The organism is Pantoea eucrina, from assembly GCF_002095385.1.
Classification (GTDB): domain Bacteria; phylum Pseudomonadota; class Gammaproteobacteria; order Enterobacterales; family Enterobacteriaceae; genus Pantoea; species Pantoea eucrina.
Genome location: NZ_MIPP01000022.1, coordinates 36,087 through 53,604 on the forward strand (window position 1 = coordinate 36,087; position 17,518 = coordinate 53,604).

Consider the following 17,518-nt stretch of genomic DNA (forward strand, 5'->3'; position numbering starts at 1 on the left):
AAGAGAGATGAGCAATGAGTATGGCAACCCCTTCTGCCGGTAAAATCCAGGTGCGTAATCTGAACTTTCATTATGGTAAGTTCCACGCGCTGAAAGATATCAACCTGGATATTGCCCGCAATCAGGTCACCGCGTTTATCGGTCCGTCGGGCTGCGGTAAATCCACGCTGCTGCGCACGTTTAATAAAATGTATTCGCTCTACCCGGAGCAGCGCGCAGAAGGTGAGATCCTACTGGATGGCGACAATATTCTCGCGTCGCACCAGGATATCGCCCTGCTGCGCGCGCGCGTCGGCATGGTATTTCAGAAGCCAACGCCGTTTCCGATGTCAATTTACGACAACATCGCCTTCGGCGTGCGCCTGTTTGAGAAGCTGTCGCGCGCGGATATGGATGAGCGCGTGCAGTGGGCGCTGACCAAAGCCGCGCTGTGGAACGAAACCAAAGACAAGCTTCATCAGAGCGGTTACAGTCTTTCCGGCGGGCAGCAGCAGCGTCTCTGCATCGCGCGCGGTATCGCTATCCGGCCGGAAGTGCTGCTGCTGGATGAGCCCTGCTCGGCGCTGGACCCGATCTCCACCGGCCGCATTGAGGAGCTGATCACCGAGCTCAAGCAGGATTACACCGTGGTGATTGTGACGCACAATATGCAGCAGGCTGCCCGCTGCTCCGATCATACGGCGTTTATGTATCTTGGCGAGCTGATTGAGTTCAGCGACACCGACACGCTGTTTACCAAACCCGCGCAGAAGCAGACTGAAGATTACATCACCGGTCGTTACGGCTGATTCAGGAGAGACTCATGGATAATTTAAATCTTAATAAACATATCTCCGGTCAGTTTAATGCCGAGCTGGAGCATATTCGTACGCAGGTGATGATCATGGGCGGCATGGTGGAGCAGCAGCTCACCGACGCGATTACCGCCATGCATAATCAGGATGCGGAACTGGCACGCCGGGTGATTGAAGGCGACCAGAAGGTCAATATGATGGAGGTAGAGATTGATGAGGCGTGCGTGCGTATTATCGCCAAGCGTCAGCCTACCGCCAGCGACCTGCGGCTGGTAATGGCCATCATCAAAGCGATCTCTGAGCTGGAGCGTATTGGTGACGTGGCGGAAAAAATCAGCCGCACCGCGCTGGAGAAGTTTGGCCAGCAGCATCTGCCGCTCTTGGTCAGCCTGGAGTCGCTGGGCCATCATACGGTGCAGATGCTGCATGACGTACTGGATGCGTTTGCGCGCATGGATCTCAGCGCTGCCATCACCATCTACCGTGAAGATAAAAAAGTGGATAAAGAGTATGAAGGCATCGTGCGCCAGCTGATGACCTATATGATGGAAGATCCGCGCACGATCCCCAGCGTGCTGACCGCCCTGTTCTGCGCGCGCGCGATCGAGCGTATCGGCGATCGCTGTCAGAACATCTGCGAAATTATCTTCTATTTTGTTAAGGGGCAGGATTTTCGTCACGTTGGCGGCGACCGGCTGGATGAACTGCTCTCCGGCGACGACGGCAGCAATCGCCCTACCTGACCCTCTCCTCCGGCTGCCTGTGCGGCAGCCATTACCATTTCTGATTGGTCACTCCGCCGCCCGCTCTTTATACTTGGCGCACTTTTTTTCGACAGGTGCTCTTTTATGTCCCTTTCCCGCTCTGCTAAACCTGCCGTAACGCCGGCTAAAGCGATGCTGGCCGCAATCAGCGGCTACGCCATGGATGGATTTGATCTGCTGATCCTCGGTTTTATGCTGCCGGCCATCAGCGTATCGCTGGTGCTTGACCCGTCACAGGCGGGCTCGCTGGTGACCTGGACGCTGATCGGTGCAGTGATCGGCGGTATTCTGTTTGGCCACCTCAGCGATCGCTTTGGCCGGATCCGTATCCTGACCGTAACGATACTGATGTTTTCACTGTTTACCGGCCTGTGCGCGGTGGCACAGGGCTACTGGGATCTGCTGGCGTACCGGACTCTGGCCGGGGTGGGGCTGGGCGGCGAGTTTGGTATCGGTATGGCGCTGATCGCCGAAGCCTGGCCGCAGGAGAAGCGCAACCGGGCATCGGCCTGGGTCGGCATCGGCTGGCAGCTCGGTGTGCTGCTGGCTGCCTTTATTACGCCGCCGCTGCTCAGCGTGATTGGCTGGCGCGGCATGTTTCTGGTGGGTATGCTGCCGGCACTGCTCTCATTCGTGCTGCGGCGCAGTATGGGTGAGCCGGAGAGTTTCACACGGCAGGTAAAAAGCGTACCGGCACTCTCATTTACCGCCCGCATAAGGCTGTTGTTTGCTGACCGCGCCACCCGTAAAGCGAGCCTGGGTATTTTTATCCTCTGTTCGGTACAGAACTTTGGCTATTACGGTCTGATGATCTGGATGCCGAGCTATCTCTCCTCCAGCTTTGGTTTCAGCCTGACAAAATCGGGGCTGTGGACCGCGGTGACGGTGGTGGGCATGACCCTGGGTATCTGGCTGTTTGGCGTGCTGGCCGATCGCTTCGCACGCTGGAAAATTTTTCTGTTGTACCAGTTCGGTGCCGTGGTGATGGTGGTGGTCTATGCGCAGCTGCGCGATCCGACGGTAATGCTGTTTACCGGCGCCATCATGGGCATGTTTGTTAACGGCATGATTGGCGGCTATGGCGCGCTGATCTCCGATACGTTCCCGCCGCAGGCGCGTGCTACCGCGCAAAATGTGCTATTTAACCTCGGGCGCGGCGTCGGCGGTTTTGGTCCGCTGGTGATTGGCGCGCTGGCTACGCAAATTTCCTTCACCGCCGCTATTACGCTGCTGGCGCTGATTTATCTGCTGGATATTTTCGCCACGCTGTTTCTGCTGCCTAAGAAGCAAAGCAATGAGGATTCGCTGGGCGCGATAGGCTGATAGCCTGCGCGCATGCCAGGGGCAGCATCAGACGCAATCGTCATGCCCGGGGCGCATAAATGCGCGCCCTACAGAACGTTGCAGGGGCATCCGTAGGGGCGGCATTAATGCCGCCCTGATATCAGGCGATGCCCCCGGTTCATCAGGCGATACCGTCCGCCGCATGTCAGGGGCGCATAAATGCGCCCCCTGCCGAACTTCTTCAGGGGCATTGCAGGGGCGGTATTCATGCCGCCCTGGTGTCAGGCGATGCCGTCCGCCGCATGTCAGGGGCGCATAAATGCGCCCCCTACAGAACATTGCAGGGGCGCCGTAGGGGCGGCATTAATGCCGCCCTGATATCAGGCGATGCCCCCGGTTCATCAGGCGATACCGTCCGCCGCATGTCAGGGGCGCATAAATGCGCCCCCTACAGAACTTCTCCAGGGGCATTGTAGGGGCGGCATTCATGCCGCCCTGGTGTCAGGCGATGCCGTCCGCCGCATGTCAGGGGCGCCGTAGGGGCGGCATTAATGCCGCCCTGATATCAGGCAATGCCGCCGCATGTCAGGGGCGCATAAATGCGCCCCCTACAGAACATTGCAGGGGCGCCGTAGGGGCGGCATTAATGCCGCCCTGATGTCAGGCAATGCCGCCGCATATCAGGGGCGCCCCCTACAGAACCTCGCTGGTTGATAACAGCGCCCAGCCGCGCGCCTGCCACAGCGCAGGCAGCTGCGCCATATCATCAAACCGCGTCACCAGCGGATGATCAATTGCGGGATTATGCGCATCGGCGCAGTAGTAAAACACCGGAATACCTGCAGCAATGCCGGCGCGAACGCCCGCTTCGGAATCATCCACCAGAATGCAGCGTTCAATCGGCACTTGCATCTGCTCTGCGGCGTGGAACATCAGCTGCGGATCGGGTTTCCATGCCTGAATGTCATAGCCGCTGTACAGGCGCTCGGTAAACCACGGCAGCATGCCGGTAAGACCCAGCGAATGCTGCATTTTCTTTACCGGTCCGTTAGAAACCACGCATACCGGAACGCGGATCCGCGCCACCAGCTCCGGTGCACCGCCGATCGGCTGCAGCTCCTGCTCAAACAGGCGCGCGACTTCAATACGATAGGCGTGCTCCACCTCTGCTACCGGCAGCGCCTGATGATACTCTTCGCTGATGTCGCGAATAATGTCGTAAAGCTTCACGCCTTTGTACCGCTCAAACATCTGCTGCAGCGACAGCGTGATGCCGTAGCGCGCAAACGTATTCACATAGCCCTGCGTGCAGAGCATTTCGCTGTCGACCAGCGTGCCGTCACAATCAAAGAACACACACTCCACTGTCATCGCCCACTATCCTTCTGATAACTCTTCAGCTTTTACTCTAGCCTGGATTGCCACAGGCAGCAGCAGGCAACCGGTTGCGAAAATTCCGTGTTTTACCGCAATAAAGCCTATAGGATACGCGGCGATAAATTTTTCAGCGGAACAGCGAAATGAAGACTCAGGGCCTGCTGCAGCGCACGTTTAAACTGCAGGAACACGGGACCACGGTACGCACCGAAGTGATTGCCGGGTTCACCACTTTTCTGACGATGGTTTATATCGTCTTTGTTAACCCGCAGATCCTCGGCGCTGCCGGTATGGATACCCAGGCGGTGTTTGTCACTACCTGTCTGATTGCCGCCTTTGGCAGCATCCTGATGGGGCTGATAGCGAACCTGCCGGTTGCGCTGGCACCCGCGATGGGCCTGAACGCCTTTTTCGCATTTGTGGTGGTGGGTGCAATGGGCTACTCCTGGCAGATAGGCATGGGCGCCATTTTCTGGGGTGCGCTGGGGCTGCTGATCCTGACGCTGCTGCGCGTGCGCTACTGGATGATAGCCAATATTCCGCTCTGCCTGCGCACCGGGATCACCGCCGGTATCGGCCTGTTCATCGCGATGATGGGGCTGAAAAATGCCGGCATTATTGTGCCAAACGCGGAGACGCTGGTGGCGGTCGGTAATCTGACGTCGCACAGCGTGCTGCTGGGCGCGCTGGGCTTTTTCATTATCGCTATTCTGGCATCGCGTAATATTCACGCGGCGGTGCTGGTCTCTATTGTGGTCACAACCAGCATAGGCCTTGCGCTGGGTGACGTCAGGTTCACCGGTTTCTTTGCGCCGCCGCCGTCAATCTCGGCGGTAGTGGGTGCGGTGGATATTAAAGGCGCGTTCAATATCGGTATGGCAGGCGTGATCTTCTCCTTTATGCTGGTCAATCTGTTTGACTCCTCCGGTACGCTGATTGGCGTAACGGATAAAGCGGGTCTGACCGATGAAAAGGGCACCTTTCCGCGTATGAAGCAGGCGCTGTATGTGGACAGCATCAGCTCCGTCACGGGTGCGCTGGCGGGTACGTCATCGGTGACAGCCTATATTGAGAGTTCGTCCGGCGTTGCCATTGGCGGCCGTACCGGGCTGATGGCGGTCATCACCGGGCTGCTGTTCCTGCTGGCAATATTTCTGTCGCCGCTGGCGGCGATGGTGCCGGGCTATGCGGCGGCGGGCGCGCTGATCTATGTCGGTGTACTGATGACGGCATCGCTGTCGCGCGTACGCTGGGACGATCTCACCGAAGCGGTACCGGCCTTTGTCACCGCGGCGATGATGCCGTTTAGTTTCTCGATTACGGAAGGGATCGCGCTGGGCTTTATCGCCTACTGCGTGATGAAGCTGGGCACCGGACGCTGGCGTGAAATCAGCCCCTGCGTGGTGATAGTTGCGCTGCTGTTTGCACTGAAAATCGCGTTTATTGACGCGCACTGACGCTTCAGGTGGCCTGTGCGGCCACCCGATTCAGTGCTGCCGCATCTCCTGCTGCCCGGCTATGCGTTCGCCGGGCAGACTGGTCAGGCGCAGCGTATGTGAATCCATGTTCGGCTTATTCATTTCAATATCCCGCAGCGCAACCCACTGCTGCTGCCCGTCAATCTCCCACAGTCGCAGATGTCCGGTTCCGGGTGAAAGGGCGCATGACCAGACCAGCGTCGGCTCGGCATCACAGACCGCCTGAATATCGGGAAATAGCGTGGAGCGCAACCGGCCTGATGCCGGATGCAGACGCAGCGAAGAGAGGCCCCGATCTGCTTCACCGGTCAGCTTAAGCACGCTCTGACGTAGCGTCCAGATTTGCGTGGCCGCTTCCATAAAATCCTGCTGTGCATTGATCCACGCCTTTTCACCGGAAGAGAGTTCCTGCATCAGCGCTTCCTGCGTCTGCCGGCTGTGCGCGCGGACAATCTCCATATCCAGTCCGGCACGCCCGCCTTCTTCCGCCAGCAGTACGCCGGTAATATTGCCTGTATAGGAGATGCTGAAATCAGGCAGGTTCGGATCGGCAAAGCAGGGGCGTCCGCTGCTGCTGACGCTCAGCGGTGGCAGCCGATCGATTCCGTAGATACGCAGCATCAGCTGCGCCAGCAGCTCGCGGGCAGCAAGAAAACGCGCGCGCCGCCGGTCGGGCAGACGGGCAGCGCTATCCAGCACATCCGGAGTGATGCGTGAAACCGTTACCGGCAGGGGTGTGGTGCCTGTCCAGCGCACAAAATGACCAGCCATCTGTCGCTCCGTGAAAATGGGCGAATAATCATCAGCGGCATTGTAAGAATTTTCTTAGATGTTTGCATCCGGCTTTCCCGGCAGAGCGATAAATTCAGATAAGACTGAAAATCAGCGCGGGACGAGGCGGGAAAGAGACTCTGCCGGACTGACCGGCAGAGCGCAAACGGGCTGCCAGCTTTCAGGCAAAGGTGGTGGCTTCATCAAAACCGAGTCGCGTCAGGCGCGGATGCAGTTTATCTGCCTCGCCGTAGCCAAGATTGATCAGCATGTTCACCTGCCATTTGCTTTCGCTGAAGAAAGCGGCATTTACTTTGGCGGGATCAAAGCCGGACATCGGACCGGCATCCAGACCGAGCGAACGCGCGGCGAGGATCATGTAGCCTGCCTGCAGGCTGCTGTTACGAAACGCGGTCTCTTTTGTCAGCTCCGGGCTGCTGGTAAACCAGTTGCGCGCGTCACCAAACGGAAACAGTTTTGGCAGCTGCTCAAAAAACTCCGGATCCCACGCGACAATCACCGTTACCGGCGCCGACATGGTTTTGTCCACGTTGCCTGAGGAGAGGGCAGGTTTCAGCCTGGCTTTGCCTTCCGCTGAGGTCACAAATACAAAGCGGCCTGGTGAACAGTTAGCGGAGGTCGGGCCCAGAGCCGTCAGGGTATAAAGCTCCTGCAGCAGCGCCTGTGAAACCGGCTTATCCTGCCAGTGGCTGTGGGTGCGGGCGTCAGTAAACAGCGCATCAAGCGCCGCGCTGTCGAGCGGTGTACTCATGTTTTTCTCCTGTTCAGGCTACGATGCAGGCCCGATTTTTAGCATGAATAATAGAGGCTGCGCTTAACGCAGCCTCTATCGTTATACTGTAAAGGAGAAAGGGAGCCAAATAACAAAGATGTATGATCGACTGGCAAAGAGCAGTACGCGTTTATTTCCCGTGCATCAGGGGTTCAGCTGAGCTACAGGCATCCCGGCTTATCGGAAATTTATTCCCAGCCCGCTATCAGTCTGGCTGAACGGGCTTTCAGGCCTTCCAGAATGGCGCTGCTGTTGGCATCGGGAAAGCCAGCCGGCAATTGCCGGGTCACACGCTCAATAACAACATCAACAGAGTTAGCCAGTTCTGTCAGGATCGCTTCCATAACAGAACGCTCAAACCCCACAGCTTTCGCCGTTTGGAAAAAATGGCGCGGGAATATCTGCTCAATGGCGTATTTTTTCCCCTTGCTGCTTGTCAGGCCCATAGCGAGCCTGGCGTCTCTTCGATTGAGGCCCCGGCCGCCAAACACTGGATAGACAGACAAGATGTCGTAAAAAGGAGTCAGGCGAAAACGCCCTTCCGGTTCAATAAAGACCGAGAAGTTTTTTGCATGGCCATCGGTGGCCGCCAGCAGCCAGAATAATACTTGCGCCTTCATAAAGTGATAACGATCCTGCTCTGCGTTGGCTGAACCCAGCAGAGTTTGCATTATATCGTCTATGCCAGGGCCGCCCTGATTTTCATATTTCCGTGCTGAAGGAACATTAACACCTGACAAAAATCTTCCTGGGGCAGCCGCATTACCCAGCTACCATCCGAGGCATACCGGCGGTCAAACCGTTTCACAGCCAATGCTTTGATATCATTGATATGCAATATAAAGCAATCAGGGACCGGTAAACCGAACTCTTTTGCCAGTTGCGTGCAGAGAAATTCGTTTTCGACGCTGTCTGACAAGTCGAGACTGTATGAGTGGCTCTCTATCTTGCCGATAGGCAATTTGAGAATATGGGTTGTAGGCGAGGTTCCTCTGGGCTGGCACCAGCAATCATTGCTGAACAGCAAGGCAGTTTTCTCCTGTGCGCCTGCCAGCGATATGCGAAAGTCGTCAATTTCTTCAATCATGCCCAGGGGCGCGCCAGCTTTATAGCCTGTGAGTATTTTGGCCAGATCCCGGTCAGACAATGCTTTGTAGTCGATGGTGCGAATGTCGCCCGGCGCGGCATCTTTAGGTAGCAGTTGTAGCGCGCCAACAGTATCGGCACCGATTCGTGCCAAAAGGTCGAAGGGCTGGGTTGAGTCTGCGTTATAGCGGGCCAGGATTCGGCCTCTGATCTCCGGGTTATCTGGCAATAGATTATCGAAGAAGTTAAACCTCATTGCCCTGATAAGGCTGTCGCCGCAAGGGCATGGAAAGTGATACAGGACGGCTGCCGGTCTGATTAAGCCAGGCCTCAGCATATTGAAATGCATGAGCACCGGTCCCGGCACGGCTAAAAACACCCACCTTATAGCCATTCATGTAGACATCCAGTTCAGCCATTACCACTCCTCTTTCCAGCCTTCAGAGCTTTGGGTATCGCTGCCTTTGGGTTTCACCTCCAGCTCCAGCTCCAGTGCTGACAATATCCTGAAAAAAGTTTCCAGCCTGCTGGTGCCTGGCTGGAGTTCAAAGCTGGATACGGTGTCCTGGCGAATCCCTACCTTGCTGGCCACTTTTCCCTGAGACAGTTTTTTTGACAGACGAACATCTCGCAGGTGAGCGCTGAGCTGGCTGACATTAATAATCTTCATATCGTGGCATCCTGTTAATCGGATGATTTTAATTTACACGCTTAAGCAGGTAAATCAAAGCTTACACGCTATAGCGTGTAAGAAAATTCATGCATGTTATGGTGGGTAATTAGTTGCTGACTGTTATAAACAGTAGCCAGATTATGGACACCCTGGTCAGGAATCGCTTCTGAAAATATTCAAAAAGCAGACCTTATGGAAATTTAAAAGATTGAGGGGAGGGGGTTACCAGTCTCATATCCAGAGAGACGCCTGATGCAGATACCGTTAGGTATCAGAATCAGGCACGAACATTCAAAATAATATTATTATATTCAATTGTTTATTCTATTTTCAGCTATTTCTCGCCGTATTATTTCCCGATACAGAAGCTGGAGAAGATACGGCCCAGCAGATCGTCAGAGGTAAACTCGCCAGTAATTTCGCTCAGCGCCTGCTGTGCCAGCCGCAGCTCTTCCGCGAGCAGCTCACCCGCCCACGCGCCCAGCAGCTGCGCTTTCCCCTGCTGCAGATGCGTGGCGGCACTCTCCAGCGCCTGCAGATGGCGACGGCGCGCAAGGAATCCGCCTTCTATATTGCCGGCAAAGCCCATGCTCTGTTTCAGATGATCGCGCAGCGTTTCCACACCGTCGCCGGTCCGGGCTGAAAGGCGGATTAGCGTATGGCCGTTCATCTCACTCAGCCCCAGGATTTCACCGGTCATATCCGCTTTGTTACGCACCACGGTAATGGGCAGCGCCGCCGGTAAGCGTGCCACAAAGTCGGGCCAGATAGCCGCCGCTTCGGTGGCGTCTGTTGTGGTGCCATCGACCATAAACAGCACCCGATCGGCCTGTTCAATCTCCTGCCAGGCGCGCTCGATGCCGATGCGCTCGACTTCATCACTGGCTTCGCGCAGTCCGGCGGTATCAATGATATGCAGCGGCATTCCATCAATATGGATATGTTCGCGCAGGACATCGCGCGTGGTGCCGGCAATGTCGGTAACGATAGCCGCTTCGCGTCCCGCCAGCGCATTCAGCAGGCTCGACTTACCTGCATTCGGGCGTCCGGCAATCACCACCTTCATGCCCTCACGCAGCAGGCTGCCCTGACGTGCTTCAGCGCGTACGCCATTCAGGTCGCCGATCACCGCATTAAGCTGCGCTTCAATCTTACCGTCGGAAAGAAAGTCGATCTCCTCATCCGGGAAATCGATAGCGGCCTCAACATAGATGCGCAGGTGGGTCAGCGCCTCCACCAGCGCATTTACGCGCTGTGAGAACACGCCCTGCAGCGAGTTCACTGCCGAGCGCGCCGCCTGTTCCGAGCTGGCATCAATCAGATCGGCAATCGCCTCAGCCTGCGCCAGATCGAGCTTGTCATTCAGAAACGCGCGCTCCGAAAACTCACCTGGCTGCGCAATACGCAGGCCGGGCAGGGCGACAATACGTTTCAGCAGCAGGTCCAGGATAACCGGTCCGCCATGCCCCTGCAGCTCCAGCACATCTTCACCGGTAAAGGAGTTCGGACCCGGAAACCACAGCGCAATGCCCTGATCCAGCACGCTGCCATCTGCATCGGTAAAGGGCAGATAATCGGCGTAGCGCGGCTTTGGCAGTTTACCCAGCAGCGCCTGCGCAACGTCTGCTGCCCGGGTGCCTGAGATACGCAGTATACCGACGCCGCCGCGGCCCGGTGGGGTTGCCTGCGCAACGATAGTATCGCTGTGGCTCATGATCGTCCTCTTGCCCGCGCTGTGCCGGGCTGAAAAATAGAAAAAAACAGGGCGACATAAATGCCGCCCCTTGATTATACCTGTTGCTCAGCCGGGCTGAAGGTTACGCTTTCTTCTTATCGCGGCTGTGCAGGCCCCGTTTTTCCAGGCCGCGGTAAATCAGCTGCTGCTGGAGAATGGTGACCAGGTTGCTGACGATGTAGTACAGCACCAGACCTGCCGGGAACCACAGGAAGAAGACGGTAAAGATCACCGGCATGTAGGTCATGATCTTCTGCTGCATCGGATCGGTCACGGTGGTCGGTGACATCTTCTGAATGAAGAACATGGTGATACCCATCAGCACCGGCAGAATGTAGTACGGATCCTGCGCAGAGAGGTCATGGATCCACAGTACAAACGGTGCGTGACGCAGTTCTACCGAGCCAGAGAGCATATAGTAGAGCGCCAGGAAGATTGGCATCTGAATCACCAGCGGCAGACAGCCACCCAGCGGATTCACTTTCTCCGCTTTGTAGAGCGCCATCATTTCCTGGCTCTGCTTCTGCTTGTCATCGCCCAGACGCTCACGCATCGCCTGAATCTTCGGCTGCAGCATGCGCATCTTAGCCATCGAGGTGTACTGCGCTTTGGTCAGCGGGTACATGATGCCGCGCACGATGAAGGTGATGACGATAATGGAGAAGCCCCAGTTACCGATAAAGCTGTGCAGGAACTTCAGCAGCTTGAACAGTGGCTGAGAGATAAACCACAGCCAGCCGTAATCCACGGTCAGGTCAAGGTGCGGCGCAATCGCAGCCATCTTATCCTGAATTTCCGGGCCGACCCACAGCGTTGCGCCCAGCGTCTGCTGTGCACCTGCACCAACGGTAACCGGCGCTGACTTATAGCCGATCGCCGCTACGCCGTTGCCGAGGTTGCTGGTATACAGGGTGTTATTGCCCTGCGTACGTGGCACCCACGCCGTGGCGAAATATTGCTGCAGCATCGCAACCCAGCCGTTGCTGGTGGTGGTGCTCAGATTCTCGTTATCAGCGATGGTGTCGAACTTATATTTTTCATATTTCGCATCGCTGGTGGAGTAGGCGGCACCGCGGAAGGTGTGCAGCGCAAAGTTGTTGCTGCCCGTGTCGCGATGCTTAGGCAGGTCGATGGTCTGCTTCAGCTGGCCAAACATCGCCACTTCCAGCGGCTGCTGTGAGGTGTTATTGATGTTGTAGTCAACGTTAACCGCGAACTCGCCACGCTTGAAGATGAAGGTTTTGGTATAAACCACACCGTTTTCGCCAGTCCAGCTCAGCGGCACACGCAGCTCAGTCTGGCCATCGGCCATATTGAAGCTATCCTGTGCGGCAGTATAGAGTGGACGCGCGCCATTGTTCGGGTTGTCCGGGCCGTTACGACCGGTCAGGCCGCTCTGCGCCTGATAAACAAATGCCGGCGTGGTTTCCAGCAGCTGGAATGGCGCGTCGGAGCCGAGTTTATCCGGGTAGGTCAGCAGCTGAGCCTGTTCAATATCACCACCGCGCGTGTTGATATTGAGTGACAGGACGTCAGTTTTAACGGTGATCGTTTTGCCCTGACCGCTGGCCGGCACGCCGGAAGTGGCGGCATCACCCGCTGCGCTGCTTGTGTTCTGCGTGGTCTGGGTCTGCTGTGGCTGCGGAGCGTGGTCCGTCTGCCAGGCTTGCCAGATCATAAAAGACACGAACAGAAAAGCGATGAGAAAGAGATTGCGTTGCGAATCCATCGTTAATGTTCTCTGGTATCAAAGGTTTTTGGCGGCACAGGATCGTCGCCACCCGGGTTTAGCGGGTGGCATTTTAATACGCGTTTAATCGTCAACCAACTGCCTTTTATCACGCCGAAACGGCGCAGGGCCTCAATCCCGTACTGCGAACAGGTGGGATGGAACCGACAATGAGGTCCCAGCAGAGGGCTGATAGCGCGTTGATAAACGCGTATCAGTGCGATCAGGAGCCGCGAGCCAGGCGACAGTGACGACGCCATAGTTTCTCCAACGCTTCCATCAGTGCCCGGTTATCGAGGTCAGCAATCCCCTTTTTCGCAACAATAACAAAATCCATCGCAGGCAGTTCATGCTGACGCAGACGAAAACTTTCCCGGGTCAATCGCTTGATCCGGTTACGTTCATGCGCGCGCTTTACATGCTTTTTAGCGACGGTAAGACCGATGCGGGGATGCCCCAGCGAATTGCGGCGGCCGAGGATGGTGATTTGCGGCGTGCCAGCCCGAAGAGGTTGCTGGAAGACGAAAGTGAAATGAGCGGGAGTTAACAAACGTAACTCCCTGGGAAATGCGAGCTGAACCACGAGGGTTAGCTTTTATTACTTAGAAACGGTCAGACGAGAACGGCCTTTAGCACGACGACGTGCCAGAACCTGACGACCATTTTTGGTTGCCATACGAGCACGGAAGCCGTGTGAACGGTTGCGCTTCAGTACGGACGGTTGAAAAGTGCGTTTCATGGCGATTTCTACCTAAACTTGAAAAATTTCACTGGGTGACGCGTTTTCGGGGCAGTAAAGCGACCGACGCCTCAATGTGTCTTTAATAAAGAGGCGGGATTGTAATAATTGTACAGTCCGGAGTCAATTTACTTCGCTGGTCGCGGGACCTGAATACCCGGAAACACCGCGATTCCGGGCATTAATGCACCACGTGCCAATGCCGGGTGGGGAATTATACGGCCTGTAAAGGAAAGCGCAAGGATCGTCCAGGATCTTCTTGCGATCGCACACGCTATCCACAGGAAAAAAAACGCGACGGCGGCTGAAAAATTCGCGTCTGCTGCGCGATCTTCGCTTGCTTTTTTGCCAGAACGGATAAACTGTTCAAAGGTTTTACACCCTGTGGATAAATTGGATCAAAACTGTGTAGAAAGGGAAGATCTCTGGTGCGCTTTGCGCTATGATCCGCCCTTCCGCTGACGATCCTCACTGCGATCGCCGGGGATGACTACCGCAGACAGCGGTCGCAGGCGCTTTCTGACCGCCTGTGTCAAAAAAGACAGTTTCTATTATTAGCGCCTTAAATTCTTATCGATTTTGTACGAGTGGAGTCCGCCGTGTCACTTACGCTTTGGCAACAGTGTCTTGCCCGTTTGCAGGATGAATTACCTGCCACCGAATTCAGCATGTGGATCCGTCCACTGCAGGCTGAATTAAACGACAATACGCTGGCCTTGTATGCACCAAATCGGTTTGTACTCGACTGGGTTCGGGATAAATACCTCAACAGTATTAATGGGCTGCTGAACGAGTTCTGCGGCGCAAATGTGCCGTTGCTGCGATTTGAAGTGGGTACGCGTCCTGTGGCGCAGGTTGCTGCTGCACAGCCGGTTATGACCAGCACCGTCAGCGCGCCGGCACCGGTGGAAACCCGTCCGGCACCGGCACAGCTGCTGCGTCCGAGCTGGGATTCAGTGCCGGCACCTGCGGACGTGACCTATCGCTCGAACGTGAACAACCGCCATAACTTCGACAACTTTGTTGAGGGTAAATCAAACCAGCTGGCGCGCGCGGCGGCACGCCAGGTGGCAGATAATCCTGGTGGTGCCTATAACCCGCTGTTCCTTTATGGCGGCACGGGTCTGGGTAAAACGCACCTGCTGCATGCGGTCGGTAATGGCATTATTGCCCGTAAACCCAACGCCAAAGTGGTCTACATGCACTCAGAGCGGTTTGTGCAGGACATGGTAAAAGCGCTGCAGAACAATGCGATTGAAGAGTTCAAACGCTACTACCGTTCCGTGGACGCGCTGCTGATCGATGATATTCAGTTCTTTGCCAATAAAGAGCGCTCGCAGGAGGAGTTTTTTCACACCTTCAACGCGCTGCTGGAAGGCAATCAGCAGATCATTCTCACCTCTGACCGTTATCCCAAAGAGATTAACGGCGTGGAAGATCGTCTCAAGTCACGCTTTGGCTGGGGTCTGACCGTAGCCATTGAGCCGCCTGAACTGGAAACGCGCGTGGCCATTCTGATGAAAAAAGCAGATGAGAACGATATCCGCCTGCCGGGTGAAGTCGCTTTCTTCATTGCCAAACGTCTGCGTTCCAACGTGCGTGAGCTTGAAGGGGCGCTGAACCGCGTGATCGCGAATGCCAACTTTACCGGACGCGCTATTACCATCGATTTCGTGCGTGAAGCGCTGCGCGATTTGCTGGCGCTGCAGGAGAAGCTGGTTACCATCGACAACATTCAGAAAACCGTAGCGGAATATTACAAAATCAAAGTGGCGGATTTGCTGTCGAAACGCCGGTCGCGCTCTGTGGCGCGGCCGCGTCAAATGGCGATGGCGATGGCAAAAGAGCTGACCAACCATAGTCTGCCAGAAATTGGCGATGCGTTTGGTGGCCGGGACCATACCACCGTGCTGCACGCCTGCCGGAAAATCGAGCAGCTGCGTGAAGAGAGCCACGACATCAAAGAAGATTTCTCTAACCTTATCCGAACATTATCTTCCTGACGCATATGAAATTTATTGTTGAACGTGAGCAGTTGCTGAAACCCCTGCAACAGGTAAGTGGTCCGCTTGGCGGACGTCCGACGCTGCCGATCCTCGGAAATTTGCTGCTGCAGGTAAATGAAGGGTCGTTGTTGCTGACCGGAACCGATCTGGAAATGGAAATGGTAGCGCGCGTGGCGCTGAATCAGGCCCACGAGCCTGGCGCCACCACGGTGCCGGCGCGCAAATTCCTTGATATCTGCCGTGGCCTGCCGGAAGGCGCTGAAATCAGCGTTACGCTGGAAGGCGATCGCATGCTGGTGCGTTCCGGACGCAGTCGTTTTTCACTGTCAACGCTGCCTGCCAGCGATTTTCCTAACCTGGATGACTGGCAAAGCGAGGTCGAATTTACGCTGCCGCAGGCCACGCTGAAGCGGCTGATTGAAGCCACGCAGTTCTCAATGGCGCATCAGGATGTACGTTACTACCTTAACGGTATGCTGTTTGAGACCGAAGGTGAAGAGCTGCGTACCGTTGCAACTGACGGTCACCGTCTGGCGGTCTGCGCCATGCCGATTGGTCAGGCGCTGCCAAACCATTCTGTGATCGTACCGCGTAAAGGCGTCATTGAGCTGGTCCGCCTGCTGGACGGCGGCGAGAACCCGCTGCGCGTGCAGATTGGCAGCAGCAACATTCGGGCGCACGTAGGTGATTTCATCTTCACCTCTAAGCTGGTGGATGGTCGTTTTCCTGACTACCGGCGCGTTCTGCCCAAAAATCCGGACAAGGCGCTGGAGGCGGGCTGCGATCTGCTCAAGCAGGCGTTTGCCCGTGCGGCTATTTTGTCCAATGAGAAATTCCGCGGCGTACGCATCTACATCACTGAAAATCAGCTGAAAATCACGGCAAACAACCCGGAGCAGGAAGAGGCGGAAGAGATGCTGGATGTCTCTTATAGCGGCACCGAGCTGGAGATTGGCTTTAACGTCAGCTACGTACTGGATGTGCTGAATGCGCTGAAGTGCGAGAACGTCCGTCTGCTGCTTACCGACTCTGTTTCCAGCGTACAGATTGAAGACGTAGCGAGCCCTGCTGCGGCATACGTCGTCATGCCGATGCGATTGTAGGGGCGGCATTTATGCCGACCTGACGGATTTTTGCACCACTTCGGGAGCCATTAATGGCTCCCCTACGTTGATCCCCGGAACACGTCATGGCTTTAACCCGCCTTCTGATTAAAGATTTTCGTAATATTGAGCAGGCTGACCTGGACCTCGCACCCGGCTTTAACTTTCTTGTCGGCGCCAACGGCAGCGGTAAAACCAGCGTGCTGGAGGCGATTTATACGCTGGGTCACGGACGGGCGTTTCGCAGCCTGCAGGCGGGGCGGGTGATCCGTCACGAGCAGGAGGCGTTTGTCCTGCACGGGCGTATTGATGGCGGCGGTGAACGCGCGCTGGCGGTGGGGCTGACCAAAAACCGCGCCGGCGACAGCAAGGTGCGGATTGACGGCAGCGACGGGCATAAAGTGGCCGAGCTGGCGCAGCTGCTGCCGATGCAGCTGATTACGCCTGAGGGGTTTACATTGCTCAACGGCGGCCCCAAATACCGCAGAGCCTATATCGACTGGGGCTGTTTTCATGCTTATCCCGGTTTTTTTATCGCCTGGAGCAACCTGCGTCGCCTGCTGAAGCAGCGTAACGCGGCGCTGCGTCAGGCCTCACGCTACAGCCAGATTCGTCCGTGGGATCAGGAGCTGGTACCGCTGGCCGCGCAGATCAGCGCCTGGCGCGCGGAGTACAGCGCGGCCATCGCCAGTGAGATCACCGCGACCTGCAGCCAGTTTTTGCCTGAGTTTGCCCTGTCATTCTCTTTCCAGCGCGGCTGGGATAAAGAGAGCGACTATGGCGATCTGCTGGAGCGCAATTTTGAGCGCGATCGCGCGCTTACCTACACCGCCAGCGGCCCGCACAAAGCGGATTTCCGCATTCGTGCTGAAGGGACGCCGGTAGAAGATTTACTCTCACGCGGACAGCTGAAGCTGCTGATGTGCGCCCTGCGTTTAGCGCAGGGTGAGTACCTGACGCGCAGCAGCGGACGTCGCTGTTTATACCTGATTGATGACTTCGCATCCGAGCTGGATGACACGCGCCGGCGACTGCTGGCTGAGCGGCTGAAAGCCACGCAGGCTCAGGTGTTTGTCAGTGCTATTGGCACAGAGCATGTAATCGATATGAGCGACGAAAAGGGCAAGATGTTCCGCGTGGAACAGGGTAAAATAGCGGTTCAACCTGAAGATTAAATGAGCGAGAA

At 56.2% G+C, this 17,518-nt stretch carries 16 protein-coding genes and 1 pseudogene; 7 read left to right on the forward strand and 10 right to left on the reverse strand.

Annotated elements, in window-relative coordinates; genetic code table 11:
- Positions 1–14: 14 nt before the first annotated feature.
- From pstB to HA43_RS11210, 3 genes are all read left to right on the forward strand, one after another.
- Positions 15–788, forward strand: coding sequence for a phosphate ABC transporter ATP-binding protein PstB (pstB, locus tag HA43_RS11200; RefSeq protein WP_039381453.1), 774 nt, complete (start codon positions 15–17; stop codon positions 786–788).
- A gap of 14 nt (positions 789–802) precedes the next feature.
- Positions 803–1,537, forward strand: a complete 735-nt coding sequence (phoU, locus tag HA43_RS11205) for a phosphate signaling complex protein PhoU (RefSeq protein WP_071668257.1) — start codon at positions 803–805, stop codon at positions 1,535–1,537.
- Between the two features lie 105 nt (positions 1,538–1,642).
- Positions 1,643–2,881: an MFS transporter gene (locus HA43_RS11210; protein WP_071668256.1), complete on the forward strand. Its 1,239-nt coding sequence runs from the start codon at positions 1,643–1,645 to the stop codon at positions 2,879–2,881.
- A 654-nt stretch (positions 2,882–3,535) separates the two neighbouring features.
- Here the strand turns inward: HA43_RS11210 and yieH are convergent.
- A complete protein-coding gene (gene yieH, locus HA43_RS11215) occupies positions 3,536–4,213 on the reverse strand; it encodes a 6-phosphogluconate phosphatase (protein ID WP_094111672.1) in 678 nt (225 codons plus the stop codon).
- A 149-nt stretch (positions 4,214–4,362) separates the two neighbouring features.
- On the opposite strand from yieH, the gene HA43_RS11220 reads away from it, so the two are divergent.
- Positions 4,363–5,676, forward strand: a complete 1,314-nt coding sequence (locus HA43_RS11220; RefSeq protein ID WP_094111673.1) for an NCS2 family permease — start codon at positions 4,363–4,365, stop codon at positions 5,674–5,676.
- Between the two features lie 30 nt (positions 5,677–5,706).
- Here the strand turns inward: HA43_RS11220 and HA43_RS11225 are convergent, their stop codons facing one another.
- From HA43_RS11225 to rpmH, 9 genes and pseudogenes are all read right to left on the reverse strand, one after another.
- Positions 5,707–6,468: a 4'-phosphopantetheinyl transferase family protein gene (locus HA43_RS11225; protein ID WP_094111674.1), complete on the reverse strand. Its 762-nt coding sequence runs from the start codon at positions 6,466–6,468 to the stop codon at positions 5,707–5,709.
- Positions 6,469–6,649: 181 nt separating this feature from the next.
- The gene (locus HA43_RS11230) at positions 6,650–7,240 is read right to left on the reverse strand and encodes a malonic semialdehyde reductase (RefSeq protein ID WP_094111675.1); all 591 of its coding nucleotides are present in this window, start codon (positions 7,238–7,240) and stop codon (positions 6,650–6,652) included.
- Positions 7,241–7,449: 209 nt separating this feature from the next.
- Positions 7,450–8,766 (reverse strand): annotated as a pseudogene (locus HA43_RS11235) (type II toxin-antitoxin system HipA family toxin).
- Positions 8,766–9,017 carry a helix-turn-helix domain-containing protein gene (locus HA43_RS11240; protein WP_039381479.1) on the reverse strand — a complete coding sequence of 84 codons (252 nt, stop codon included), beginning with the start codon at positions 9,015–9,017 and terminating at the stop codon, positions 8,766–8,768. The pseudogene HA43_RS11235 and the gene HA43_RS11240 overlap by 1 nt, the downstream one beginning before the upstream one ends.
- A gap of 352 nt (positions 9,018–9,369) precedes the next feature.
- Complete coding sequence (mnmE, locus tag HA43_RS11245; RefSeq protein ID WP_094111676.1) at positions 9,370–10,734, reverse strand: tRNA uridine-5-carboxymethylaminomethyl(34) synthesis GTPase MnmE; 1,365 nt, start codon at positions 10,732–10,734, stop codon at positions 9,370–9,372.
- Positions 10,735–10,837: 103 nt separating this feature from the next.
- Entirely contained in the window at positions 10,838–12,484 is a 1,647-nt protein-coding gene (yidC, locus tag HA43_RS11250; protein WP_094111677.1) for a membrane protein insertase YidC, read from the reverse strand.
- Between the two features lie 2 nt (positions 12,485–12,486).
- Positions 12,487–12,744, reverse strand: a complete 258-nt coding sequence (gene yidD, locus HA43_RS11255) for a membrane protein insertion efficiency factor YidD (RefSeq protein WP_071668252.1) — start codon at positions 12,742–12,744, stop codon at positions 12,487–12,489.
- Positions 12,708–13,067 (reverse strand): ribonuclease P protein component, encoded by a 360-nt coding sequence (gene rnpA, locus HA43_RS11260; protein WP_071668251.1) that lies wholly within the window; start codon positions 13,065–13,067, stop codon positions 12,708–12,710. The genes yidD and rnpA overlap by 37 nt, the downstream gene beginning before the upstream one ends.
- A gap of 15 nt (positions 13,068–13,082) precedes the next feature.
- Positions 13,083–13,223: a 50S ribosomal protein L34 gene (rpmH, locus tag HA43_RS11265; protein ID WP_003849659.1), complete on the reverse strand. Its 141-nt coding sequence runs from the start codon at positions 13,221–13,223 to the stop codon at positions 13,083–13,085.
- 599 nt (positions 13,224–13,822) lie between these two features.
- Here rpmH and dnaA point away from each other — a divergent pair.
- The 3 genes from dnaA (at position 13,823) to recF (ending at position 17,507) form a co-directional block, all read left to right on the forward strand.
- On the forward strand, positions 13,823–15,226 hold the full coding sequence (gene dnaA / locus HA43_RS11270) for a chromosomal replication initiator protein DnaA (RefSeq protein ID WP_039381492.1): 1,404 nt from the start codon (positions 13,823–13,825) through the stop codon (positions 15,224–15,226).
- Between the two features lie 5 nt (positions 15,227–15,231).
- On the forward strand, positions 15,232–16,332 hold the full coding sequence (gene dnaN, locus HA43_RS11275) for a DNA polymerase III subunit beta (RefSeq protein ID WP_039381494.1): 1,101 nt from the start codon (positions 15,232–15,234) through the stop codon (positions 16,330–16,332).
- Between the two features lie 86 nt (positions 16,333–16,418).
- Complete coding sequence (gene recF, locus HA43_RS11280; protein ID WP_071668250.1) at positions 16,419–17,507, forward strand: DNA replication/repair protein RecF; 1,089 nt, start codon at positions 16,419–16,421, stop codon at positions 17,505–17,507.
- Positions 17,508–17,518: the final 11 nt, after the last annotated feature.